Raw genomic sequence first — 25,250 nt, forward strand, 5'->3', positions numbered from 1 at the left:
GACAACAGCGCAGGTTCAGGGAGGGCACGCACATGACCATTCGCCAACCCTGCCCGCCCGGCGTCTGTGACTGCGAGCGCGAACGTTTGCTGAACGCGCCCGAGCCCGACCTACGCATTCTCAACCTGACACGCCAGGAAGAAAAACGCCTACTCGAGCGCCTGGAGAACCTCAAGAGTCTGCAGGACCTCGAGCATCTGCAGCAGCGGATGTTCGAACAGTTGGGCATCCGCCTGCATATCGCGCCGGGCCACACCGAGGTCAAGAGCATGCGCGGCATCCAGATCGTCATCGACGAGCTGCCCGGCCTGTGTCGCAAGACTCGCCAGTCGATTCCAGCGGCGATCCGTCGTGGCCTGGAGAAGCAGCCGGAGATTGCCTACCGCTTGCTGGATGCACACGACCTGTTTCGCGACGCTTGAATCACCCCGCTACCGTCTCGCGCACAAACAGCGTCTGCCCTGTCTCCCTGGCCTTGCGCAGATGCGCCTCGGCACTGTCGCTTTCCGATTCCAGCAGCAACTGCGAGGTCAGCACCTGCGCTCCGCAGTAGTCGAAGATCCCGTAATCGATCTGCGTGCGCATGGCCTGGGCATAACCGTGCCGGTCGAAGGCATCGGCATCGGCAGCCCCCAGGGCCAGCAGGTGCACCTGCAAGTGCCGCAACTTCTTGGTCACCGGTGTATCGGGGCCGTAATCGATCGCCCAGCCGTTCACGAAGACACGGTCGATCCAGCCCTTGAGCAACGCCGGCATGGACCACCAGTAGATCGGGAACACCACGACCAATGCGTCGGCGCGCTCGATGCGGGCCTGTTCGGCGAGGACATCCGCCGGCGGCGCGGCGTGGCTGCGGTGTACCCGGTGGTCGGCGGCGGTGTAGCGCGGGTCGAAGCCTTCGGCCGCGAGGTCGGCGATTTCAAAGGTGTGCCCGGAGGCGCTCAAACCGCCACCCACGTGCGCGGCCACGCTGTGGGTCAGGGATTGGCTGTCGTGATGAGCCACAACGATGAGTGCATGCATGACATTGACTCCTTTTCGGCTTAAGCTACTTTTAGTAAGTTACCGACCTTAAGTTACTTTTGGTATATAAGCATGTCAAGCGAACAATCCCCTGCCCCGCGCCGGCGTCTTTCCCGCGAAGAACGTCTGCAACAGTTATTGGAAACCGCCTGGCAACTGGTGCGCGAGGAAGGCACCGACGCCCTGACCCTGGGCCGTCTGGCCGAGCTGGCCGGAGTAACCAAACCGGTGGTGTACGATCATTTCGTCACGCGTTCGGGCCTGTTGGCCGCGCTGTATGAGGATTTCGATGGGCGCCAGAACCAGGTGTTTGTCGACGCCATCGAGGCCAGCAGCGCGACGCTTGAAGCGCGTGCGTGGGTGATTGCCTCGTCCTATGTGGATTGCGTGTTGCTGCAGGGCCGCGAGATTCCGGGGGTGACGGCGGCGCTCAGTGGCTCGCCGGAGCTGGAGGCGCTCAAGCGCAAGTACGAGGCCATCTTCCTCGACAAATGCCGCGATGCCCTGGCGCCCTTCGCGCCGGGTGGCACGCTTTCCCAAGCAGGCCTGCGCGCCATGCTGGGCGCGGCCGAAGCCTTGTCCCATGCCGCAGCCAGCGCGGAAATCAGCCGCGAAGAAGCGCAGCAGGAACTGCTGGCGATCATCCTGGCGATGGTCAAGCGCGGCGCATGTGGGAGTGGTTCAGTCAATTAATAGGTGAGTGATACACCGCAATCGGGGGCAAGCCCCCTCCCACACTTTGAACTGTGAATACTTTCAAATGTGGGAGGGGGCTTGCCCCCGATTGCAGTGGTGCAGTCACTGTGGGTGCTCAGCCCAAGCGTGCTTCCACAAACCGCTGCACCTTGCGCGTCAATTGATCCAGGTGCCGGTCGCGCTGCTTTTCCGCGTCCATCATCGCGCGCTTCCCGTGCTTTTGCAGCAGGTAGGTATGGATCTGCCGCACTTCCAGTGAGCTGTAGATAGCAGCTACGTCGAGCACGCCCATCAACCCATCGGTGCCGTAGTCCCGCGTATTCATCAGCACTTGGGTGCCACGCGCGCCGCGCACCTGGAAGCCCATCGCTTCGAATGCCGGGACCTTCTCCACCGAGCACGCCAGCTCCCCATGGGGATAGCGTGCCAACACGTCACCCAGCATGGCCCGGGCCACGCCTTGGCGCCTGAACCCCGAGTGCACGGCCATAAAGGCCACGCCACAGGCCTGAGGGTCGTGCTTCACCGGGAGGTACAGGCAAAACCCAATGACGGTCTCCTCCTGCATCGCCACGACCAGCTCAACGCTGATGCCCTTCGATCCATCCAGCGCCTCCAAGTACAGGTGCACCTCAAACCCGATGGCGTACTGGTAAATGTTGTAGAGCAGGTTGCTGGGCGCCAGTGCCACGCTGCTGATGTCGGTGAGGTTGTCGACCACCAACTGCAGGATCTGGCTGTTGACCGGTTCGGGGCACGGCGTGGTGTAGCGGGTAAGGCTGAACATGCAAATTCCTGGGGTTTCACGTCAAGGCAGCGGCGATTGTACCTGTTGCACGCCGTGAAGCCTCGGCCCTCAACAGCCGGCACTCAAGCATTGAACAAAAAAAGTTCGGACCAACGGGTGCATGCACGCACCTGGATCGCGCATCATGGGCACTTTCAAGCTCAAGGGTAACGTCCATGCGCGTTCTGTCATTGATGATGGGTCTTACGACGCTGGCCGCCAGTACGGTGTTCTGCGCCAGCGCGATGGCGAATGAAGAAAGTCAGTTGGTGCAACAGATCAACCAGTACCGCAGCCAGGTGCAGCGCTGCGGCGACCAGGGTTCCCAGGAATTGCCACCGCTGAACAGTGATACACGGCTGGTGCTGCCGGCCACCAATGTCGGCGATTTGCAGCAGTCGCTGGCGCGGGCCGCGTACCCCATGGTCAACGTGCAGGCCATCAGCCTGTCCGGGCCCAGGGATGCCGAGGCCGCCATGAAAGCGGTGCGTGAAAGCTTCTGTCGCGTGGTACTCGACCCGCAATTCGTCGACATCGGCGTGAGCAACAGCGGCCAGGACTGGCGCATCGTGCTCGCCCGCCCGCTGCTGACCAGCGGCCTGGGCGACTGGCAGACCGAAGGCCGCAAACTGCTCGACCTGATCAACGCCGCCCGCTCCCAGCCGCGCCAGTGCGGCACCCAGGCGTTCACCGCGACCACGCCGCTGTCGTGGAACGACGACCTGGCCGGTGCCGCCAACAGCCATACCCGCAACATGGCCAACGGCAACTTTTTCGATCACCTCGACCACGACGGCCGTACCCCCGGCGACCGCGCCGAGCTTGCCGGGTATATCGCAAAAAACATCGGCGAAAACATCGCCGCCGGCCTCGATACCCCACGCAAGGTGCTCGACGGTTGGCTCGCCAGCCCCGGCCATTGCGCCAACCTGATGAACCCGCAATTTCGTGAATTGGGCGCAGCCTATGCAATGGACCCGAAAAGCGATGCGGGCATCTACTGGACGGGGCTGTTCGGCGCGCAATAACGGTGGGCGCAGGCCCAAGCCTGCGACGCCTCGCCCCACCAAATGGGCAATGAAATCAAAGTGCTATCTAGGAGATAATCGCGCTGAACTGATCCAGGTCAGGCCGGTCTGTTGCTAGTCGGTCTGACCTCTTCAAGGCTTAACAACGCGTAGCGAGCAAGGTGTGAACCCAATGATGAATTGGCTGCAAGGCAGCAGCGTAATGGCAGAGCGGGTTCGTCGGCATGATTGGGCCAGTACGCCCCTGGGGCCGGTTGAACACTGGCCGGACGTGTTGAAGACAACCGTTGCGCTGTGCTTTGCCTCCAGCTTTCCCCAAGCCATCGTCTGGGGGCCTCAATTGATCACCCTCCACAACGATGCATTCGTGCCGATCCTGGGCAACAAGCCCGACGCCCTGGGCCGTCCGTTCAACGAGGTGTGGCACGAGGCATGGGATGACATCCGCCCTATCGCCGACACCGCGTTCGCCGGGCAGGCCACCTATATCGAAAACTTTCCGCTGTTGGTCCAGCGTAACGAGGCACCTGAACAAGCGTATTTCACCTTTTGCTACAGCCCGATCCGTGATGCAAAAGGCGCGGTAGTGGGGTTGCTCGATACCGTGACCGAAACCACCGCCACGGTCTTTCTCACCCGGCGCCTGGCCGTGCTGGACGCCATCGGGCACAGCGTCGCCACGGCTACCGACCCCGAAGCGATCATGATGTCGACCACCCGCCTGCTGGCCGAACACCTGCAAGTGTCGATTTGCGCCTACGCCGACATGGAAGACGACCAAGACGGCTTTACCATTCGCGGCGACTGGTCGGCCCAAGGCTCGCCGAGCATCATCGGCCATTACAGCCTGGCTGCGTTCGGTGAGCGCGCGGTGGCCTGCCTGCGCGCCGGCGAGCCCCTGGTGATCGGCAATAACCTGCTCGAGTTGCCGGCCCATGAAGCCGCGAACTTCCAGGCACTCGGTGTAACGGCGACCATTTGTATGCCGTTGATCAAAGACGGCCGCCTCACCGCGCTGATGGCCGTGCATGACAAACAGCCCCGCCACTGGTCCTCCTATGACCTGGCGCTGTTGGGCGAAGTCACCGAACGTTCCTGGGCGCATATCGAGCGCGTACGCGCCGATGCTGTGGTGCGTGAGGGCCTGGCGGCCTATACCGAACTCAATGCAACCCTGGAACAGCGCGTCGAAGAACGCACCCGCGCCCTCGCCCAGGCCGAAGCCGCGTTGCGCCAGTCGCAAAAGCTCGAGGCCATCGGCCAACTCACTGGCGGCGTCGCCCATGATTTCAATAACCTGCTGACGATCATTCGTTCATCCGTGGATTTCCTGCGCCAACCGGGGCTCTCGGAAGAACGCCGGCAACGCTATATGGGCGCGGTGTCCGATACCGTCGAGCGAGCCAGCAAGCTCACCAGCCAACTGCTCGCCTTCGCCCGCCGTCAGCCGTTGAATCCGCAGGTGTTCGATGTCAGCCAACGGGTGCGCAACATTGGCGACATGCTCGAGAGCGTCACCGGCGCACGCATTCATGTACAGGTGCAATTGCCCGAGCAGCCCTGCTATGCGCGCATCGATTCCAGTCAGTTCGAAACCGCCCTGATCAACATCGCCCTCAATGCCCGCGACGCCATGGACGGCCAGGGCAGCCTGACCATCAAGGTCGCCGCCCAGCAGCCGCTGCCGCGCATCCGCGGGGATGCCGAGTCGCGCCTGCCCTACATCGCTATTTCCCTGGCCGACACGGGCGTGGGCATTGCCGGCGATACCGTCGAACGCATTTTCGAGCCGTTCTTCACCACCAAGGCCGTCGGCAAGGGCACCGGCCTGGGCTTGTCGCAGGTGTTCGGGTTTGCCAAGCAATCGGGCGGCAATATCGATGTGGCCAGCACCCTGGGGCAAGGCACGGTGTTCACCCTGTACCTGCCCGAGGTGGAAGGCGAAGCCGCGCCCCGGCAGGACGCAGAGCAAGACCTTCCACCGCCGCTGGACCTGGCCCAACGGCATGTACTGATCGTGGAGGACAACCTGGAGGTGGGACGCTTCGCCAGCCAGATCCTCAAGGATCTGGGTTACCAGACCACCTGGGCCACCAACGCCGAACAGGCGCTGACGCTGGCCGGCAACGATGCCGGGGCCTTCGACGCGGTGTTCTCGGATGTGGTGATGCCTGGGATGACCGGCGTCGCCATGGCCAAACTGATGCGCCAGCGCCGGGCGGACCTGCCGGTGGTGCTGGTCTCGGGTTACAGCGAAGAACTGGCGGACAGTGGCTATGAAGGCTTTGAATTCCTCGCCAAACCCTACTCCGCCGAACAGGTTGCGCGCGCGTTGGCCAAGGCCATGGCCAAGGATCAGCCCGCCACGGCCACCTGATTGCGGCCCAGCGCCTTGGCCCGGTACAGCGCCTTGTCGGCGCTGTCCATCAAGCCATACAAGTCCAGCGCCTGGGTATGGGTCGACGCCAGGCCCAGGCTGGCACTCAACCCCTGCACCGGGTCGGCCCGCAAATCGCCAATGGCCTGGACCAGTTGCTCGGCGATGCTGCGCGCGGTCTCCAGGGAGGTATTGGGCAGCAATATCGCGAACTCTTCGCCACCCAGGCGGCCGTACACATCGACCTGGCGAAACGAGGCGCTGATCACGCTGCCAATCTGGCGCAACACCTGATCACCGGCCTGGTGACCGTAGGTGTCATTGATGTTTTTGAAGTGATCCATGTCCAGCATCAGCACACACAGCGGCTGCTGCTCACGACGGCACTGGGCATAGAGCGCCTGGGCCTGTTCGAAAAAGGCCCGACGGTTCATCAACCCGGTCAGCTCATCGGTCTGGGAGGCGTGGGTGGAAATGGTGTGGGCGCGCTCCATTTGCCGGGTCAGGCGAAAAGCTTTTTCCAGGGCGTCGGAGAGTTTGTGCGTGGCGGCCACCACAAAGGACGAGAACACCAATACCGCCAGCGCCACACCCACCTGCATCGGCGATGGCTGGAACAGCAGCCACAGGGCACAGGGCAACAGCACCAGGCCCATGGACCCCAGCGACATGTAGCGATACGCCGAATAGCAGGACACCGCGCCGACCGACATGCCCACGGCGAACAGCATGACCAGCACCTGAGACACGCGGTCATCCACCGGCATCACCGCCAGCGCCCCGCCCCCCAGATGCCCGCCGACAGCATCAGTGTCACCCAGTAACGCCGCTCCCACCGCGCCGGCGTGCGCTCGCTGTCGGGGCAGCGGAACCATTCAAGGAACAGCTGCAGGCGCAGCAGTGAGGAACCGGCCAGCAGCACCAGCCATATCAGGATCAGCTGCTGATCGAAGCGCTCCCAACACAGCCAGCACAGCATGAGGGCAGCCAGGTAGCTGCCAAACAGCGCCGGGAACGACTGGCGAAACAGCTGGTGCAAACGGTCGGTGCGCACCTGCTGTTCGATAACACGGTCCGGGTCTTGCCCAAGCCCATGGCTATTCATGCGATTCGCCTGTCTGAGTGCTACGACAAAGGTGCCATTGTGGCACCCTGCCAGTAGCCCGGACAACCGCATCCGTCGCGCCAGGCGCGTTTAACTCTCCTGTGGTCGCAGAATCAACACACCCAAGGGTGGCAGGTTCAGCGACAGCGACACCGGCTGACCGTGGCGGGGTTCATCCAGGGTCTGTACCGCACCACCATTACCGTAGTTGGACCCGGCATACATGTCGGCGTCACTGTTGATCACTTCGCTCCAGCGTCCGGCGAAAGGCACGCCAACCGCGTAGGCCTCACGCGGCACCGGGGTGAAGTTGGCGACGACCAGCACTGGCTTGCCGTCCTTGCTCCAGCGCAGCCAGGCATAGACGCTGTTGATCGCATCGTCGCCAATCAGCCATTGGAACCCCTGGGGCGCGTCATCCTGCTCGTGCAGCGCCGGTTCCTCGCGGTACAGGCGGTTCAAGTCGCCCACCAGCTTTTGCACCCCACGGTGCTCGGGGTATTGCAACAGGTACCAGTCCAGTTGCTGGTCATGGTTCCACTCGCGCCACTGGCCGAACTCGCAGCCCATGAACAGCAGCTTCTTGCCGGGGTGCATCCACATGAAACTCAGGTAGGCACGCAGGTTGGCGAATTTCTGCCAGCGGTCGCCGGGCATCTTGTCGATGAGCGAGTGCTTGCCGTGCACCACTTCGTCGTGGGAAATCGGCAGGATAAACCGCTCGGACCAGGCATACACCAGGCCGAAACTCAGCTCGTTGTGGTGATGGGCGCGGTACACCGGATCTTGCTGGATGTAATGCAGCGAGTCGTGCATCCAGCCCATGTTCCATTTGTAGTTGAAACCCAGGCCACCTTGCTGGGTGCTCTGGCTCACCCCCGGCCATGCGGTGGATTCCTCGGCGATCACCAGGGCACCCGGCGCCTCCAGCGCCACCACGTCGTTCAAGTGGCGCAGGAAATCGATGGCTTCCAGGTTCTCGCGGCCACCGTGACGGTTGGGCACCCACTCACCGGCTTTGCGCGAATAGTCGCGATACAGCATCGAGGCCACCGCATCCACGCGCAGGCCGTCGACGTGGAAGTGCTTGAGCCAATGCAATGCCGAGGCGAGCATGAAACCGTGCACCTCGGTGCGGCCCAGGTTGTAGATCAGCGTGTCCCAGTCCTGATGGAAACCTTCCAGCGGGTTGGCGTACTCGTACAGCGCGGTGCCGTCGAATTGCGCCAGGCCGTGGGTGTCGGTCGGAAAATGCGCCGGCACCCAGTCGAGAATCACGCCGATGTCCGCCTGGTGACAGGCATTGACGAAATACGCGAAATCTTCCGGCGAGCCAAAGCGTGCGCTTGGTGCGAACTGGGACAAGGCCTGATAGCCCCACGAACCGCCGAAGGGATGCTCCATGATCGGCATCAGCTCGATATGGGTAAAGCCCAATTGCTGCACATAGGGAATCAGCCGCTCGGACAGTTCGCGCCAGCCATACTGGCGTGACACTTCCCCGGCCTCGTCCAGCTCGCATTGCCAGGACCCCACGTGCAACTCGTAGATCGACAGCGGCGCGGTGGATTTCTGTTTGTCACCTCTAGCCTGCATCCACTCGTGGTCCTGCCAGTCCACCTGCAACGGCGCGGCGACCTTCGAGGCGGTGTCCGGCGGCAGCTGGGTGGCCAGGGCCATCGGGTCGGCCTTGAGCGGCAAAATGCCGTGGGCACCGAGAATCTCGTACTTGTAGGCCGCCCCCGGTTGCAGGCGCGGGATGAAAATCTCCCACACGCCCGACGGATGGCGCAGGCGCATCGGATGCCGGCGACCGTCCCAGATGTTGAAGTCACCGACCACCGAGACCCGTCGGGCATTCGGCGCCCACACGGCGAAACGTACGCCCTGCACGCCGTCGACCGTGGTCACTTGGGCGCCCAGGCAACTGCCCAGGTCGCGGTGGTTGCCTTCGGCAAACAGGTACAGGTCCATTTCACCGAGCAGCAACTGGTTGAAGCTGTACGGGTCTTCAGTGATCTGCTCGCCGCCGGCCCACTGGATCTTGAGCAGGTAGGCCTGGCGCGTGCTGAAGTGCCCGACGAACAGCCCCGGCACCTGGCTGGCGTCGAGGCTGCCGATCGGCTCGCCACTGTCACGTGCCAGTACCTGGACGCTCAAGGCTTCGGGCAGGAACGCGCGGATAAATTGCCCGCCCTGCTCATCATCATGCGGCCCAAGGATCGAGAATGGATCGTGGTGCTCGGCGCGTACCAGCGCCTCGACGTCCTTGGACGCCGGCATTGCAGTCAACTTGGGCTGCAGCGGTTCTCTATGCGTAAAACTCATGACGTCTCCCCACCGCGTGCAGTTTTCGATTCAGGTGTAAGCCCGCTGAGCAAACCGTGCAACCCTTGCAAGGGCACCGGCAACCAGCTCGGGCGATTTTCCGCTTCGTAGGCCACTTCATACGCGGCCTTCTCCAGGCTGAACAATGTCAGCGCGGCGTCCTGGCCGTTGGCATCCTGCCAGTCATGCGCCAGTGTAGCCGTCGCCGCCTGATAGGCCTGGGTAAATGCCTGGCGGGCTTCACTCAGGTAACGCTCGGTCACGCGACGACGCGCGGCGTCGGCTTCCGACGAATGATCAACCCCTTGCACATTCAGGGCCATGGCCGCTGCGTAATCGAAGGAGCGCAACACCCCACTCACGTCCTTGTAGGGGCTGTGCTTGCCGCGCCGTTCATGCAGCGGCCGCGCCGGTTCGCCTTCAAAATCGATCAAATAGGCATCGCCCTTGACCACCAGTACCTGGCCCAGGTGCAAGTCACCGTGGACGCGAATCCGCAACCCGCCCAGCGTGGCTTTCGCCAGCGCCTGGACATGGCTGCCGATGGCTTTTTTCTGCGCCAGTAATTCACTGACCAGCGCCTGATCGGCGGGGTTCAACTGGCTTTGATTTACTTTGAGCAACTGCAGGGCCCGCTCGATCTGCGCCCCCACATCCTTGGCCCAGGCCTGGGTGTCCTTGACCGAAGTGACTTCTGGTTTGAAGTCCTTGTTCTGGGTAGGCGCGCCCAACACTACGTGCATCTCGCCTAGACGCTGGCCGAGCAGGCCGGCAAAGTCGGCCAGTTCGCCCAGGGCATTGTAATGCTGCTCCTGTTCGGAAATCGCCTCGGCCAGTTCGTCACGAATGGCGCGTTCGAGGTTGTTCTGGGTCCAGCTCCAGGCGTCGCCCTGGTTGCTCAGGTAGCCCTGGGCGATCATCAGCAGGTTGTCCTGGCCCTGGGCGTCGCGCCGGCTCATCGAGCCCATCAACGGCGAAATGTTCGGGTATTCGGCTGCGGTCAGGTAGGCGCTCATTTCCAGTTCCGGGTGCACCCCGGCACTGACTTTGCGGATCAGCTTGAGCACCAGGCTCTCGCCAACCACCACCGAACTGTTGGACTGCTCGGCAGACAAGTAGCGCACCGCTGATTCATCGGTCAGTTGCAAGGCTGCCAGGTGCGGCGTGGCTTCGAAGCGCAGGTCACCCTCGCTGCTATTGAGCACGGTACCGGCCTGCAGGCTCTGGATCACGCTGCGCACAAAATGCTCGAGGCTGAACGCGTCGGTGACCAGCCCTACCTGACGGCTGCGCCGTACCCGGGCCATTGCCAATTGCTGCGGCAAGGCGCTGGTGAGCTGGTCTTCGCCAAGGAAGCCGAACGGCAGCTGATAACGGCTGGTCTGGCCCGCGCTGGTGACGTCGATCTCGCTGAGCAGCACCGGGTGCTGGGCGTCGCCGAAGCGCACGCCGTAGGCGATATGCACGCTGTCGATGGTGGCGTCCTTACCGGCGAACCAGCGGCGCTTGGGCAGCCAGGCCGGCAACGAAGTGTGCTCCAGGGTGGTGCGGCAGGGTTCTTCCAGTAACTCTTCCATACGTTTTTTCAACACCAATGTCGTGAAGTCAGGGATGCTCTGGGCCGGTTCCACATGCCAGCTCGGCATCTGGTTTTCCGCCGCCAGCACGAACCAATAAAAGCCATAGGGCGCCAGGGTCAGCAGGAAATTCAGTTGGCCGATGGGCGGGAACGCGTTACCGCCGAGCATCTCCACCGGCACCATGCCGGCGAACGCCGACAGGTCCAGCTCCGCCGCCTGGGCACTGCGCGAGACGTTGGCCACGCACAGGATGGTTTCAGTGCGGCCGTCCTCCCCGGTGTATTCACGGGTATAGGCCAGGATGCGGCGATTGCTCGGCGACAGCATTTTCAGGCTGCCACGGCCAAACGCCTTGGATTGCTTGCGCACCGCCAGCATGCGCCGCGTCCAGTTCAGCAGTGAATGCGGGTCCTGGGCCTGGGTTTCGACGTTGACCGACTGATAGCCGTATTGCGCGTCCATGATCGGCGGCAGCACCAGGCTGGCCGGGTCGGCGCGGGAGAAACCGCCATTGCGGTCGATGGACCATTGCATCGGCGTACGCACGCCATCGCGGTCGCCCAGGTAAATGTTGTCGCCCATGCCGATTTCGTCGCCGTAGTAGAGGGTCGGCGTGCCGGGCATCGACAGCAACAGGCTGTTGAGCAGTTCCACGCGGCGCCGGTCGCGCTCCACCAACGGCGCCAGGCGCCGGCGAATGCCCAGGTTGATGCGCGCGCGACGGTCCGCGGCATAATAGTTCCACAGGTAGTCGCGCTCTTTGTCGGTGACCATCTCCAGGGTCAGTTCATCGTGGTTGCGCAGGAAAATCGCCCACTGGCAATTGGCTGGAATCTCCGGGGTCTGGCGCAGGATGTCGGTAATCGGAAAGCGATCTTCCTGGGCCAGGGCCATGTACATGCGCGGCATCAACGGGAAGTGGAAGGCCATATGGCATTCATCGCCGTCGTCGCCCTTCCTGTCACCGAAATAGAGTTGGGTGTCTTCGGGCCATTGGTTGGCTTCGGCCAGCAGCATGCGGTCTGGGTAATTCGCGTCGATTTCGGCGCGGATCTGCTTGAGCACCCCGTGGGTTTCGGCGAGGTTCTCGTTGTTGGTGCCGTCCCGCTCGATCAGATAGGGAATCGCATCCAGGCGCAGGCCGTCGATGCCCAGGTCGAGCCAATAGCGCATCACCGACAGCACGGCCTTCATGACTTGCGGGTTGTCGAAGTTAAGGTCGGGCTGGTGCGAATAGAAACGGTGCCAGAAGTACTGGCCGGCCACCGGGTCCCAGGTCCAGTTGGACTTCTCGGTGTCGAGGAAGATGATCCGCGTACCGTCGTATTTCTGGTCGTCATCCGACCACACGTAGAAGTCCCGCGCCGCCGAACCCGGTTTGGCCTTGCGGGCGCGCTGGAACCAGGGGTGCTGGTCGGACGTGTGGTTAATCACCAGTTCAGTGATCACCCGCAGCCCACGCTTGTGGGCCTCGGCTATGAAGCGCTTGGCGTCGGCCATGGTCCCGTAGTCGCTGTGTACGCCACGGTACTCGGCGATGTCGTAGCCGTCATCGCGGCGTGGCGAGGGATAGAACGGCAGCAGCCAGATAGTGTTTACGCCGAGGTCGGCAATGTAGTCGAGCTTGGCGATCAGCCCCGGAAAGTCGCCGATGCCGTCGTTGTTGGAGTCGAAATAGGATTTGACATGCACCTGGTAAATCACCGCGTCCTTGTACCAGAGCGGGTCTTTGATAAAGGTGGCAGCCTTGGGTTTTTTCGCCATTGGAAACTCCTGGAACTGGATAATTCTTGCGGGCTGAAACCGGGTCAATGTGGGAGGGGGCTTGCTCCCGATAGCGGTGAGTCAGTCACCTGATTTATCAACTGAAGCTCTGCTATCGGGAGCAAGCCCCCTCCCACATTTGAATCTCCATACAGCTTTAAGAAGGGGTAATCCGCCAGATCCCGAACGGCATCTGCGGCTCCAGCCGAGTCCATTGGGTCTTGCCATACCAGGTCCAGCGATGGCCGTTCATCAAGTCTTCACCCTGGGTCTGGGCGTCGTCCGGCAAGCCCATCTCCCATAGCGGCAACTCGAAGTGCGCTTCCTGGGCGTTGTGCGGGTCGAGGTTGATGGCCACCAGCACGAAATTGCTGCCGTCCTCGCTGCGCTTGCCGAAGTACAGGATGTTGTCGTTCCAGGCGTTGTACAGCTTGAGCCCCAGGTGCGTCTGCAACGCCGGGTTTTGCCGGCGGATGCGATTGAGCTGGGCGATCTCGGCAATGATGTTGCCGGGCGCAGTGAAGTCGCGCGGGCGGATCTCGTATTTCTCCGAGTCCAGGTATTCCTCTTTACCCGGCACCGGCGCGGACTCGCACAATTCGAACCCGGAGTACATGCCCCACAGGCCCGAACCCATGGTGGCCAGCGCGGCGCGGATCAGGAACCCTGGGCGGCCGGACTCGTGCAGGAAGCCAGGGTTGATGTCCGGCGTATTGACGAAGAAATTCGGCCGGTAGCATTCGCGCCACGGCGACTGGTTCAACTCGGTGAAATACTCACTCAGTTCGGCCTTGGTATTGCGCCAGGTGAAATAGGTGTAGCTCTGGGAATAACCGACTTTACCCAAGCGCGCCATCATTGCCGGGGTGGTAAAGGCTTCGGCCAGGAAGATCACTTCCGGGTATTTGGCCCGCACGTCGCTGATCAACCATTGCCAGAACGGCAGCGGCTTGGTGTGCGGGTTGTCCACGCGGAAGGTCTTCACGCCCTCTTCCACCCAGCCCACCACGACGTCGCGCAGTTCGGTCCACAGGCCGGGAATCGCATCCGCCGCGTAAAAGTCGACGTTGACGATATCCTGATACTTTTTCGGTGGGTTTTCCGCGTATTTGATCGTGCCGTCCGGGCGCCAGTTGAACCAGCCCGGATGCTGCTTGAGCCACGGGTGGTCCTGGGAGCACTGGATGGCGAAGTCGAGTGCGATTTCCAGGCCGTGGTCGGCAGCGGCCTTGACCAGACGGCGGAAATCCTCGCGGCTGCCCAGTTGCGGGTGGATCGCCTCGTGCCCGCCTTCTTCGCTGCCGATTGCGTAGGGGCTGCCGGGATCATCGGGACCGGCGTTCAGGGAATTGTTCTTGCCCTTGCGATGGCTGCGGCCGATGGGATGGATCGGCGGGAAGTACAGCACGTCAAAGCCCATGTCATGGATCATCGACAAGCGTGAATGCACATCGTTGAAGGTGCCATGGCGGGCCGGATCGTCGGTGATCGAGCGGGGAAACAGCTCGTACCAGCTGGCGAACTGGGCACGCTCGCGCTCCACGTCGATCGGGTACACGCGACTGATGCTCAAATAGGCGCGGTGGTCGGCCTGGGTCATCAGGTGTGCACTGTCTTCGTGCAGGAACTGCGCGACCTGCTCGGTTTCCAGCAGGCCGGAGAGTTCGTGATGCAGCAGCATCAAGCGGTCGCGCAGTTCGTTGTCACTGCGTTCGGCGGCCTGCAGCACCAGGCTGCGGCCTTCCTGCAGCTCCAGGCTGACCGGCACCCCGGCTTCGTGCTTTTTGCGCAATTCATAGCAGAAGCTGGCGAAGGTATCGATCCAGGCCTCGATGCAGTATTCATGGGGCCCCTGGGTGGTGACGGTGAATGCACCTTCCCAGCCGTTGTTGCCCACATCGCTCATGACCACGCTGTGCCAGTTTTCCTGCCCGCGCGGGCGCCAGCGCACCAGCACCGCCAGCTTGTCATGGCCATCGGCGAACACTTTACTGGTCACGTTGACGCGCTGGCCAACGACCGCCTTGACGGCAAACTCGCCACCATCGATCACCGGCATGGTGCTCTCAATGGCAATTCTGGGTAATAGCAGCGCCTGGGACAACGGCAATAAAGACTCTTCTGGAACCAGTGTTTCAGCAGTCATCGAGCATATTCCCCTTACGCCCTGTGGACGCTCTGTGCTTGATCCGAATTCTTGAGATGGCGGCGCGCTCGCTGAGCAGGCCCGTATTAGGTCCGAGCCTGGGCTTCGGGCAAAAGTTCAGGTGAATATGCCGCCACCCGGCGGGGAATCAATTCCCACCAATGGCTGTCCACCCATAGAGCAAAGCACAAAGGAGGCCACACCGATGAATATCCCCATCCCGGCTGAAACCCCGGACCCGAACATCGACAACCCGACGCTGCCCCCCACGGAGCCTGAACCGATTCCTGAAAAAGAACCGCCGGAGAACGAGCCGCCACCGGTGCAGGAACCGCCGACCACGATGCCGCCTGTGATCGTCAGTCCTTCTCGAAACGCTTGACGATTTTCGGCATCACGCTGAACACCGCCAGGGCCAGCAAGGTACTGAGTACCGCTGTCGATTCCCGGCCCAGACCAGCCGAGACCCCAATCGCAGCGGTCATCCACAAACCGGCGGCGGTGGTCAGGCCCCTGACGTGGCCGGCGTCCTCATCCTTGCCCTTGATGATGGTGCCGGCCCCCAGGAAACCAATCCCGGCAATCACGCCCTGCACCACCCGGCTCATGGCATCGGCCTGGTTGCCGGACATCTGCGGCACCATCACGAACAGCGCCGCGCCCAGCGCCACCAGCATATGGGTGCGCACCCCGGCGGCCTTGCCCTTGCTCTCCCGTTCAAACCCGAGGATGCCGCCGAGGAGTGCCGCCATCAGCAGGCGCACGGTCATCTGGGTGAGCTGCCTGGCGTCGCCGATATCGGCAAATTCAGCCTGCAGTGTTTGCCATGCTTCATGCAACCAAGCGTCCATGAATGCCCTCCTGTGTTTTTTATAGGTAAAGCATGGACAGCGGCGACCGCCAGTCAGTTGCGCGGAACCTGCATACAACCGCAACGCCCTAACCTTTATTGCCCATGAACTAAGGAGACCGGCATGTCCCTACGTATCGAAGATCAGCTGTGCTATTTCACGCTCGGTGACAATGCTCAGGAACACAGCGTGCCTGCGACCCGAGTCAATATCGCGACCGACACCGAAAAATCCATGTCGTACGTAGAATTGGCGGCCGAGCGGATCTACATCACCGAAGCCGAGGCCGACGCCCTGACCGTTGCGGGCGCTCATGATGGGCGCCAGCATGTGAAGGCTGATGAACCTGGCTCGGTGATTTAACTGAGCTGTGCAGTACCTGTGGGAGGGGGCTTGCTCCCGATGGCGGAGGGTCAGTTACCTGATGTATCAACTGACCCAGCGCTATCGGGAGCAAGCCCCCTCCCACATTTTGAGTCGGTTTCGTCAGTGAGCGCTCGGCAAGTCGAGCCATCTGATCCGCTTTTTGTCGCACTACTTGATTCTGTTATGCAAACAGAGGGTGCGGGTATAGTCCCCGGGGGAAATCAGCACCCAAGGCCCCCATGAAACGCTACGAAAAATTCGCCGAAGACATCGCAGAACTGATCCGCTCCGGCGTGCTCGGCCCCGGCCAGCGTGTGCCTTCGGTGCGTTACGCCAGCCAGACTTACGGTGTCAGCCCGTCCACGGTGTTCCAGGCCTACTACCTGCTGGAGCGCCGTGGCCTGATCCGCGCCCGACCGCGCTCCGGCTACTTCGTCAATACCCATGCGCCCAGCCCGTTTTCCGAGCCGGTGGTGAGCGCGCAGGTGCACGAGAGCACCGAAGTCGATGTGAGTGAGCTGGTGTTTTCGGTGCTGGATTCGATCAAAGACCCGAACACCGTGCCCTTCGGTTCGGCCTTCCCCAGCCCGATGCTGTTCCCGTTGCCGCGCCTGGCCCGCTCCCTGGCCAGTGCCAGCCGTGCGATGGACCCGCGCCTGGTGGTCACCGACATGTCCCCCGGCAACCCGCAACTGCGCCGTCAGATTGCGCTGCGCTACATGGTCGGCGGGCTGATGCTGCCCATGGAGGAACTGCTGATCACCAACGGCGCCCTGGAAGCGCTGAACCTGTGCCTGCAGGCCGTCACCGAGCCGGGCGACCTGGTGGCGATTGAAGCCCCGGCGTTTTATGCCTGCCTGCAAGTGCTCGAGCGCCTGAAGCTCAAAGCTGTGGAAATTCCGGTGCACCCGCGCGACGGCATCGACCTTGACGCCCTGGCGCAGAGCCTTGCGCGTTACCCGATCAAAGCCTGCTGGAGCATGACCAGCTTCCAGAACCCCATGGGCGCCACGGTGCCGGCAGAAAAAAAGCGCGCCTTGGTCGAGCTACTGCGCAGCCACCAGGTGCCACTGATCGAAGATGACGTGTATGCCGAGCTGTATTACGGGCAGCATGCGCCGAAACCGGCCAAGGCTTTCGATACCGAGGGGCTGGTGCTGCACTGCGGCTCCTTTGCCAAGAGCCTGGCGCCGGGTTATCGCGTTGGCTGGGTGGCGGCTGGTCGCTTCGCGCAGAAGGTCGAGCGCTTGAAACTGATGACATCGCTGTGCCCGTCGATGCCGGCCCAGGCCGCGATTGCCGATTACCTGCAACACGGCGGCTATGACCGGCACCTGCGCAAACTGCGCTATGCCCTGGAAGAGCAGCAAAGCGCGATGCTCGCGGCGATCGGCCGTTACTTCCCGGCGCAGACCCGGGTCAGCCAACCGGCCGGCGGGTATTTCCTGTGGCTGGAATTGCCGGAGCATACCGATTCATTGAAGTTGTTTCAGATGGCCCTGGCGCAAGGCATCAGCATCGCACCAGGGCCGATATTCTCGGCAACCCGGCGCTTTCGCAACTGCATCCGGTTGAACTACGGCAGCCCGTGGACCGAAGCGTCGGAGCAGGCGATGGAGACCCTGGGCCGGATCGTACGCTCGTTTTGAGTAGCGCGAGTACAGGCACCGTGTAATCAGCGACCGCCGCCCAAGTCGATAAACGTGCCGGTAGCATACGAGGCCTTGTCCGAAAGCAACCAGATAATCGCCTCTGCCACTTCATCCGGGCGCCCGCCACGGGCCATGGGAATGCCGGACTCCAGCTTGCTGACCCGGTCCGGGTCGCCACTGAGGGCGTGGAAGTCGGTGAAGATATAGCCGGGGCGCACCGCGTTGACACGAATGCCCTCGCCCGCGACTTCCTTGGACAGGCCGAGGGTGAAGGTGTCGAGCGCGCCCTTGGACGCGGCATAGTCGACGTATTCCCCCGGCGAGCCCAGGCGCGCCGCCACCGACGAGACGTTGACGATACTGCCGCCCTGCCCGCCATGCCTGGGCGACATGCGCAGCAGCGCATGTTTGGCGCAGAGGATCGGGCCCAGTACGTTGGTCTTGAGGATTTTCAGGATGCGGAATTCGGACATTTCATCGACCCGCGACTTATGGCCGACGGTGCCCGCGTTATTCACCAGCGCCGTGACGCGGCCCAGCTCGGTATCGACACGGTTGAACAGGGCGATCACTTCATCTTCGTTACTGACGTCCGCGCGTACCGCAATCGCCTGTGCGCCAAGGCCGCGCACCTGTTCCAGTACACGCTGGGCGGCGTTTTCGTCGGACTGATAGTTGATGCAGATGCGATAGCCCTGGCGAGCGGCCAGCAAGGCTGTTTCGGCGCCAATCCCGCGACTGCCTCCGGTAATGATGACGACTCTGTCCATGTGCAGTCTCCTGACTCAACCTGATGTTTGGGGTTGAGTTGAAGAATACCCGTCACGCAGGGCTTTTGTCAGGCGCGTGCGCGTGTTGGGATCGTTCCCACGAGAAACGTGGCAACGATATTAAAACACCGACCACCCAATCCGCTCACTCAACAACTCCAACGCCTTCATCCCCGCCAGTGAATTCCCCGCCGCGTTCAATTCCGGCGACCAGACGCACACCGTAAACTGCCCCGGCACCACCGCGACAATCCCGCCGCCTACCCCGCTCTTGCCCGGTAGCCCGACCCGATAGGCAAAATTGCCCGCCTCGTCATACAGCCCGCTGGTGGCCATGATCGAGTTCACCTGCTTGGTCTGGCGCGCCGTCAGAATCTGCTCGCCACTGTGGGCGCTCACGCCCTCGTTGGCCAGGAAGCTGAACGCCCTGGCCAGGTCCAGGCAGCTCATTTGCAACGCGCAGTAATTGAAGTAGCTGTGCAGCACCGCGTCCACATCGTTGTGGAAGTTACCAAAAGCCTTCATCAGGTAGGCCATGGCCGCGTTGCGCGCGCCGTGCTGCGCTTCCGAATCGGCGACGACGCTGTTGACCAGAATCTGCGGGTTACCCGACAGGCGTCGTACGAAATCGCGCATCGACAAAATCGGCACGGCGAAGCGCGATTGGTTGATGTCGCAGATCACCAGCGCGCCGGCGTTGATAAACGGATTGCGCGGGCGGCCGCGTTCGAACTCCAGCTGCACCATGGAGTTGAACGGTTGCCCCGACGGTTCGTGGCCCAGGCGCTCCCAGATGGTTTCGCCGCCGTGGTCGATCGCCTGCACCAGGCTGAACACCTTGGAAATGCTCTGCACCGAGAACAGCGTGTCGGCATCACCGGCGCAATAGGCCGCGCCGTCGTTGCCGTAGACCGCGATGCCCAACTGGTTGGCGGGCACGTCGGCCAGCGCGGGGATGTAATCGGCGACTTTGCCGAGGCCGATCAGTGGGCGCACTTCGTCGAGGATCGACTCCAGCAGCGCCTGCATGTCTTGTCCTGTCATCTTCTTTGGATCAGTGGTGAGCGAGGCGCGGAGGATACTTCAATGAGCGCGATAGCCCCACACAATCTCCACGACCCGCTCGGCAATCATCCGGTAAATCAGTATCAGCAACTCGCAGCGCCAAGTGAAAGCGTACGCAGGACGGCCGGATAAATGCATTCTACTGATAATAATAAAAACTATAATTCCATAATTTAATAATTAGGTTAGAACTAATCGGCCTTTTACAGACGCGCCCGTGCGCCCTACTTTCACACTACGGACCGACCCCCTGCCCGGCGGAGGCTTGTTTATCGACTTTAACAAGGACCTGACCATGAGCATCGAATTCATCGGCTACATCGGCGGCCACCACGCCTCCGAGATCCACCCGCGCAGCGGCCCGACGCTGCAGCCGGACTACGTTGAGCGCGTGGCGCGCGCCCATGAAGAGGCCGGCTTCGACCGCGCCCTGGTGGCGTTCCACTCCACCAGCCCGGACAGCACGCTGATTGCCGCCCATGCTGCCAGCGTGACTCAGCGCCTGAAATTCCTGATCGCCCACCGCCCAGGCTTTGCCCAACCCACCTTGGCCGCGCGCCAGTTCGCCACGCTGGATGTGTTCAATGGCGGGCGTACCGCCGTGCATATCATCACCGGCGGCGACGACCGCGAACTGCGCGCCGATGGCAGCCATATCGGCAAGGACGAGCGCTACGCGCGCACCGACGAATATTTGAGCGTGGTGCGCCAGGAATGGACGAGCGACAAGCCCTTCGACTTCGCCGGCACCTACTATCAGGTCGAAGGCGCGCACTCCACGGTGAAGTCGCCGCAGCAGCCGCATATCCCGTTGTACTTCGGCGGTTCGTCGGCGGCGGCGATCGCGGTGGCGGGCAAGCATGCGGATGTGTATGCGCTGTGGGGCGAAACCTATGAGCAAGTGCGCGAGGTCGTGACCCAGGTGCGTGCCGAAGGGGCCCGGCATGGGCGTACGATTCGCTTCAGCTTGTCATTGCGCCCGATCCTGGCCGAGACCGAGGAACTGGCGTGGCAGCGGGCAGACACTATTTTGCAGCAAGCCACGGCGCTGGCCGAACAGAGCGGCTTTGTGCGGCGCGAACCGCCCAATGAGGGCTCGCGCCGGTTGCTGGCGGCGGCGGCGCAAGGCTCGCGCCTGGATAAACGCCTGTGGACCGGGATTGCCGCCTTGCTCGGCGCACAGGGCAATTCCACCGCGCTGGTGGGCACGGCCGAGCAAGTCGCGCAGGCGCTGCTCGATTACTACGATCTGGGTATCACCACATTCCTGATTCGTGGGTTCGATCCGCTCAATGATGCGATCGACTACGGCAAGGCGCTGATACCGCTGACCCGCCAGTTGGTCGCGGAACGCGAGCGGGCCAGGCAAGTCGCTTGAGAACAGGTGGGAGGACGCTCGCGCCTCCCACCTTTCTGGCGACTAACCTGGCGACTAACTCAATCTCAATTCCCGCGCCAGGAACGGCGCCGTGCGGCTGGTTTTGCTGCTGGCAACTTTTTGCGGCGTACCACTGGCAACCACCTTGCCGCCCGCGTCCCCGGCACCCGGGCCGATGTCGATCACCCAGTCACTCTGCGCCACCACGCGCATCTCATGCTCGACCACTACGACCGTATGCCCCGCCTCGACCAATTGGTTGAGCTGGCTGAGCAAGCGGTCGACGTCCCTGGGGTGCAGGCCGGTGGTGGGTTCGTCCAGTACGTACAACGTGGCGCCCCGCGCATTGCGTTGCAGCTCGGTCGCCAGCTTGATGCGCTGCGCTTCACCGCCCGACAACTCGGTGGCCGGTTGGCCCAGGCGTAGATAGCCCAGGCCGATATCGCGCAGCACCTGCAGAGCGCGCAGCACGCCCGGTTGTTCGGCAAATACGTCGACGGCCTGCTCCACCGTCAACCCCAGCACTTGGGCGATGTTCAAGCCTTGCCATGTGATCGCCAGGGTCTCGGGGTTGTAGCGCGCACCGTGGCAGGTCGGGCATGGCGCATACACGCTGGGCATGAACAGCAATTCGACGCTGACAAAGCCCTCGCCTTCGCAGTTCGGGCAACGGCCCTTGGCCACGTTGAAGGAGAACTGCCCCGCATCGTAACCGCGCTTCTTCGCGGCTGGCGTGGCGGCGAACAGTTTGCGCACGTTGTCGAACAGCCCGGTATAGGTCGCCAGGTTGGAACGCGGCGTACGGCCGATGGGTTTCTGGTCCACCTGCACCAGACGGCGGATATGCTCCAGCCCGGCGCTGATACGGCCCTCGCTGGCGGAAGGCGCAGCGTCTTCCAGGCTGGGCTCCTCGACGTTTTCCAACACGCGTCCGAGGCCGCTGCTGACCAGTTCCAACAGCGCCTGGCTGACCAGGCTGGACTTGCCCGAACCGGAAATCCCGGTCACTGCCGTGAAGCAGCCCAGCGGGAAATCCACCGCAAGATTCTTCAGGTTATTGCGCGTCACACCTTGCAGCTTCAGCCAGCCGCTGGGTTGACGCCGCGCCGGGTTCGCCGGGCGCGGCTCGGCAAACAGGTATTCGCGGGTCTGCGACGCGGCAATATCCGCCAACCCCGCCGGCGGGCCGCTGTACAGCACTTGCCCGCCGTGTTCGCCAGCGGCCGGGCCGACATCGATCAGCCAGTCGGCGCGGCGCATGGTTTCCAGGTCATGCTCCACCACAAACAGCGAATTGCCGGCCGCTTTCAGCCGCGCCAGTGCGCTGAACAAAGCCTCGCCGTCAGCCGGATGCAAGCCTGCGGACGGCTCGTCGAGCACGTAGATCACGCCGAACAACTGCGAGCCCAGTTGCGTGGCCAGGCGCAAGCGCTGCAATTCTCCGGACGACAGCGTCGGCGTGCTGCGCTCCAGGGCCAGATAACCCAGCCCCAGCTCGATCAACGTACTGACGCGTTCGAGCAGGTCCGCAGCGATCCGTTGGGCCGCCAGGCGTTTTTCCACTGACAACTTCATCTTGTCCTGCCCCGCCGCCACCGGCCGCAGCAACTCGGCCAGGCGGGTCAGGGACAGTTGCGACAGCTCACCGATATCCACCCCGGCAAACTTCACCGACAGCGCCGCCTTGGTCAGGCGCTTGCCCTCGCACAACGGGCAGGCGCTGCCTTGCATGAACTGCGACACGCGCTTCTTCATCAGCGCACTTTGGGTGTGGGCGAAGGTGTGCAGGATGTAGCGCCGCGCACCGCTGAAGGTGCCCTGGTAACTGGGCTCCAGCTTGCGTTTCAAGGCATCGCGGGTCTGCGCCGGGGTGAAGCCGGCGTACACCGGTACGGTGGGAGTTTCTTCGGTGAACAGGATCCAGTCGCGCTGTTTTTTCGGCAGGTCGCGCCACGGAATATCCACGTCGTAGCCCAGGGTCACGAGGATGTCGCGCAGGTTTTGCCCTTGCCAGGCCAGCGGCCAGGCTGCCACCGCGCGCTGGCGAATGGTCAGCGACGGGTCGGGCACCATCAGCGCTTCGGTCACTTCATACACGCGGCCCAGGCCATGACATTGCGGGCACGCGCCCTGGGGCAGGTTCGGCGAAAAGTCCTCGGCATACAGCATCGCCTGCCCCGGCGGGTAGCTGCCGGCGCGGGAATACAGCATGCGAATCAGGCTCGACAAGGTAGTCACACTGCCCACCGATGAACGCGCACTCGGCGTGCCACGCTGCTGTTGCAGGGCCACGGCGGGTGGCAAGCCTTCGATGCTGTCGACATCCGGCACGCCGACCTGGTCGATCAAGCGCCGCGCATAGGGCGCCACCGACTCGAAATAGCGGCGCTGGGCCTCGGCGTAGACGGTTGAAAACGCCAGGGACGATTTGCCGGAACCGGACACGCCAGTGAACACCACCAGGGCATCCCGGGGAATATCCACATCGACGTTACGCAAGTTGTGTTCGCGGGCGCCGCGCACCCGCACGAAGCCGGTGTGCTGGGCGGTCGGTGCAGGGATGTTGCGTTGTGAAGTCATGGACAACCTTGTCTGGCGGTGAGAACGCTGCGCACCCGTTGTGTGAGGGCATCGGGACTGTAGGGCTTGCTCAGCAGGTGAATATCAGCGCTCAGCAGATGATTGGAGGAAAGAATGTCGCGGGTGTGGCCGGAGGTGAACAACACCGGGATCGGCGGCACCTGCTCACGCGCCCAGTTGGCCAGGTCGATGCTCTTGATGCGGCCGGGCATCACCACGTCGGTAAAAATCAATTCCGGCTGCAGGCCGGCCTGGAGCTTGGCCATGGCCTGGTCGCCGTCTTCGGCCGTCAGCACCGTGTAGCCCGATTGCTGCAGCAGCTCCACCACGGCCAGGCGCACGCCTTCATTGTCTTCCACCACCAGGATGGTTTCCTGGCCGGTGCAAGGGCTCTGCTGGCCAATGTCCGGCTCCAGATGCTCCGGTTCCAGGCTGCGCGGGAAATACATCTGCACCACCGAACCTTTGTTCTCCTCGCTGCTGATGTCGACATGCCCGCCGCTTTGCCGGACAAAGCCAAACACCATGCTCAGCCCCAGGCCAGTGCCCTGCCCTTCGCGCTTGGTGGTGAAAAACGGCTCAAACGCACGCTTGAGCACGGTCGGCGGCATTCCAGTGCCCGTGTCGGTGACAGCCAGGCGCACGTACTCGCCGGGCTTGATGCTTTTGCCCGCGCATTCGGCCGGGTTGAGAATGATGTTTTCGCCGGTGATACGAATCACGCCCTCGCCGTGCATGGCATCGCGGGCATTGATCGCCAGGTTGAGCAGCGCGTTTTCCAGCTGGTTGCGGTCGACGTTGATGCACCAGGAGTCCTGCGGCAATTGCACGTCGATATGAATGGTTTCGCCCAGCGCGCGCTGCAGCAGTTCACCGAGACCGGCGTAGATACGTTGCGGGTTGTACACCGCCGGCGACAAGGGCTGACGCCGGGCAAACGCCAGCAGTTGCGAGGACAGGGTGGCCCCGCGTTCCACCGCGGCAATCGCGGCAGAAACACGCCGCTGCACCTGCGCGTTGTCCGGCTCATGGCGGGCCAGCAGGTGCAGGTTGCCGGCGATCACTTGCAGCAGGTTGTTGAAGTCGTGGGCCACGCCGCCGGTCAGGCCGCCAATCGCTTCCAGCTTCTGCGACTGGCGCAACTGCTCTTCTGCGGCGGAACGCGCCTGCACTTCGGCGGCTACGCGCTGCTCCAGATTGTGGGTCAGCTCCTGGCGCACGCGCTCGGACTGCACCAGTTCAGTGGTCTCAACCACGATCGCCAGCACCCCGGCCGGCTGCTGGTTGTCCCCGGCCACGGGGCTGTAATAGAGGTCCATCCACAAGGTTTCCGGCTTGCCGTTGCGCGACAACACCAGTTCCTTGTTGTTGAACGACAAAGTGCCGCCCGCCAGGCATGTATCCACTACATGCCGGTTGAACTCGGCCACTTCCGGCCACCCCAGTTCCACCGGCGTGCCCAGCAAGTACGGATGGCGTCCACCGGCGAACTTCGAGTAGCTGTCGTTATAGATCATGTAACCCGCCCGCCCCCACAACATCACCATGGGTACGGGCGAGGCGAGCATCATCTGCACGGTGCATGCCAGGCTGGTGGACCAGCGATCAATCGGGCCGAGGTCGGTGGTTGACCAGTCAAACCCGCGAATCCGCTGGGCCATTTCACCGGACCAGCCTTCACAGCCGTGGGGGTTGGATAAGAATTGCATGTTCGGGCTCTGGGCAGTGAGAGGACAGTCGCAAGTTTTGGAGCG

General features: G+C 62.7%; 18 protein-coding genes and 1 pseudogene. 8 read left to right on the forward strand and 11 right to left on the reverse strand.

All coding sequences use genetic code 11. From position 1 onward, the window contains the following. Positions 1 to 32 precede the first annotated feature (32 nt). Positions 33 to 422: a hypothetical protein gene (locus C4J92_RS15120; protein WP_124404439.1), complete on the forward strand. Its 390-nt coding sequence runs from the start codon at positions 33 to 35 to the stop codon at positions 420 to 422. Position 423: 1 nt separating this feature from the next. Here C4J92_RS15120 and C4J92_RS15125 read toward each other — a convergent pair whose 3' ends face one another. Next, complete coding sequence (locus tag C4J92_RS15125) at positions 424 to 1,023, reverse strand: NAD(P)H-dependent oxidoreductase (RefSeq protein ID WP_124404440.1); 600 nt, start codon at positions 1,021 to 1,023, stop codon at positions 424 to 426. 72 nt (positions 1,024 to 1,095) lie between these two features. On the opposite strand from C4J92_RS15125, the gene C4J92_RS15130 reads away from it, so the two are divergent. Continuing rightward, the gene (locus C4J92_RS15130) at positions 1,096 to 1,716 is read left to right on the forward strand and encodes a TetR/AcrR family transcriptional regulator (protein ID WP_124404441.1); all 621 of its coding nucleotides are present in this window, start codon (positions 1,096 to 1,098) and stop codon (positions 1,714 to 1,716) included. 118 nt (positions 1,717 to 1,834) lie between these two features. Here the strand turns inward: C4J92_RS15130 and C4J92_RS15135 are convergent, their stop codons facing one another. Continuing rightward, entirely contained in the window at positions 1,835 to 2,506 is a 672-nt protein-coding gene (locus tag C4J92_RS15135; RefSeq protein ID WP_124404442.1) for a GNAT family N-acetyltransferase, read from the reverse strand. Between the two features lie 176 nt (positions 2,507 to 2,682). Here C4J92_RS15135 and C4J92_RS15140 point away from each other — a divergent pair, with 176 nt between their 5' ends. Continuing rightward, complete coding sequence (locus C4J92_RS15140) at positions 2,683 to 3,534, forward strand: CAP domain-containing protein (protein ID WP_124404443.1); 852 nt, start codon at positions 2,683 to 2,685, stop codon at positions 3,532 to 3,534. A gap of 172 nt (positions 3,535 to 3,706) precedes the next feature. Continuing rightward, positions 3,707 to 5,911: a GAF domain-containing protein gene (locus C4J92_RS15145; RefSeq protein ID WP_124404444.1), complete on the forward strand. Its 2,205-nt coding sequence runs from the start codon at positions 3,707 to 3,709 to the stop codon at positions 5,909 to 5,911. Here C4J92_RS15145 and C4J92_RS15150 read toward each other — a convergent pair. The 4 genes and pseudogenes from C4J92_RS15150 to C4J92_RS15165 form a co-directional block, all read right to left on the reverse strand. Next, positions 5,890 to 7,016 (reverse strand): annotated as a pseudogene (locus tag C4J92_RS15150) (diguanylate cyclase). The gene C4J92_RS15145 and the pseudogene C4J92_RS15150 overlap by 22 nt on opposite strands. 90 nt (positions 7,017 to 7,106) lie before the next feature. Further along, positions 7,107 to 9,344 carry a 1,4-alpha-glucan branching protein GlgB gene (gene glgB, locus C4J92_RS15155; protein ID WP_124404445.1) on the reverse strand — a complete coding sequence of 746 codons (2,238 nt, stop codon included), beginning with the start codon at positions 9,342 to 9,344 and terminating at the stop codon, positions 7,107 to 7,109. Beyond that, complete coding sequence (treS, locus tag C4J92_RS15160; protein ID WP_124404446.1) at positions 9,341 to 12,688, reverse strand: maltose alpha-D-glucosyltransferase; 3,348 nt, start codon at positions 12,686 to 12,688, stop codon at positions 9,341 to 9,343. The genes glgB and treS overlap by 4 nt, the downstream gene beginning before the upstream one ends. 157 nt (positions 12,689 to 12,845) lie before the next feature. Beyond that, positions 12,846 to 14,834 carry an alpha-1,4-glucan--maltose-1-phosphate maltosyltransferase gene (locus tag C4J92_RS15165; RefSeq protein ID WP_124404447.1) on the reverse strand — a complete coding sequence of 663 codons (1,989 nt, stop codon included), beginning with the start codon at positions 14,832 to 14,834 and terminating at the stop codon, positions 12,846 to 12,848. Between the two features lie 205 nt (positions 14,835 to 15,039). Between C4J92_RS15165 and C4J92_RS26990 the strand changes: the two genes are divergently transcribed. Then, positions 15,040 to 15,216 (forward strand): hypothetical protein, encoded by a 177-nt coding sequence (locus C4J92_RS26990; RefSeq protein ID WP_164487537.1) that lies wholly within the window; start codon positions 15,040 to 15,042, stop codon positions 15,214 to 15,216. Here the strand turns inward: C4J92_RS26990 and C4J92_RS15170 are convergent. Then, positions 15,194 to 15,685, reverse strand: a complete 492-nt coding sequence (locus C4J92_RS15170; protein WP_124404448.1) for an MgtC/SapB family protein — start codon at positions 15,683 to 15,685, stop codon at positions 15,194 to 15,196. The two genes, C4J92_RS26990 and C4J92_RS15170, sit on opposite strands and share 23 nt — an antisense overlap. Before the next feature lie 123 nt (positions 15,686 to 15,808). Between C4J92_RS15170 and C4J92_RS15175 the strand changes: the two genes are divergently transcribed. After that, entirely contained in the window at positions 15,809 to 16,048 is a 240-nt protein-coding gene (locus C4J92_RS15175) for a DUF3203 family protein (protein WP_124404449.1), read from the forward strand. Between the two features lie 242 nt (positions 16,049 to 16,290). After that, entirely contained in the window at positions 16,291 to 17,700 is a 1,410-nt protein-coding gene (gene mapR, locus C4J92_RS15180; protein WP_124404450.1) for a GntR family transcriptional regulator MpaR, read from the forward strand. Between the two features lie 26 nt (positions 17,701 to 17,726). On the opposite strand, the gene C4J92_RS15185 is transcribed toward mapR, so the two are convergent. Continuing rightward, on the reverse strand, positions 17,727 to 18,473 hold the full coding sequence (locus C4J92_RS15185; protein WP_124363173.1) for an SDR family oxidoreductase: 747 nt from the start codon (positions 18,471 to 18,473) through the stop codon (positions 17,727 to 17,729). Positions 18,474 to 18,593: 120 nt separating this feature from the next. Then, entirely contained in the window at positions 18,594 to 19,502 is a 909-nt protein-coding gene (glsB, locus tag C4J92_RS15190; RefSeq protein ID WP_124365164.1) for a glutaminase B, read from the reverse strand. 331 nt (positions 19,503 to 19,833) lie between these two features. Here glsB and C4J92_RS15195 point away from each other — a divergent pair, with 331 nt between their 5' ends. After that, positions 19,834 to 20,916 carry an LLM class flavin-dependent oxidoreductase gene (locus C4J92_RS15195; protein WP_124404451.1) on the forward strand — a complete coding sequence of 361 codons (1,083 nt, stop codon included), beginning with the start codon at positions 19,834 to 19,836 and terminating at the stop codon, positions 20,914 to 20,916. A 54-nt stretch (positions 20,917 to 20,970) separates the two neighbouring features. Here the strand turns inward: C4J92_RS15195 and uvrA are convergent, their stop codons facing one another. Next, positions 20,971 to 23,496, reverse strand: coding sequence for an excinuclease ABC subunit UvrA (gene uvrA, locus C4J92_RS15200; RefSeq protein ID WP_124404452.1), 2,526 nt, complete (start codon positions 23,494 to 23,496; stop codon positions 20,971 to 20,973). Then, on the reverse strand, positions 23,493 to 25,205 hold the full coding sequence (locus tag C4J92_RS15205; protein WP_124404453.1) for an ATP-binding protein: 1,713 nt from the start codon (positions 25,203 to 25,205) through the stop codon (positions 23,493 to 23,495). Before C4J92_RS15205 ends, uvrA begins: the two co-directional genes overlap by 4 nt. Positions 25,206 to 25,250: the final 45 nt, after the last annotated feature.

Source organism: Pseudomonas sp. R3-18-08, from assembly GCF_003852065.1.
Lineage (GTDB): Bacteria > Pseudomonadota > Gammaproteobacteria > Pseudomonadales > Pseudomonadaceae > Aquipseudomonas.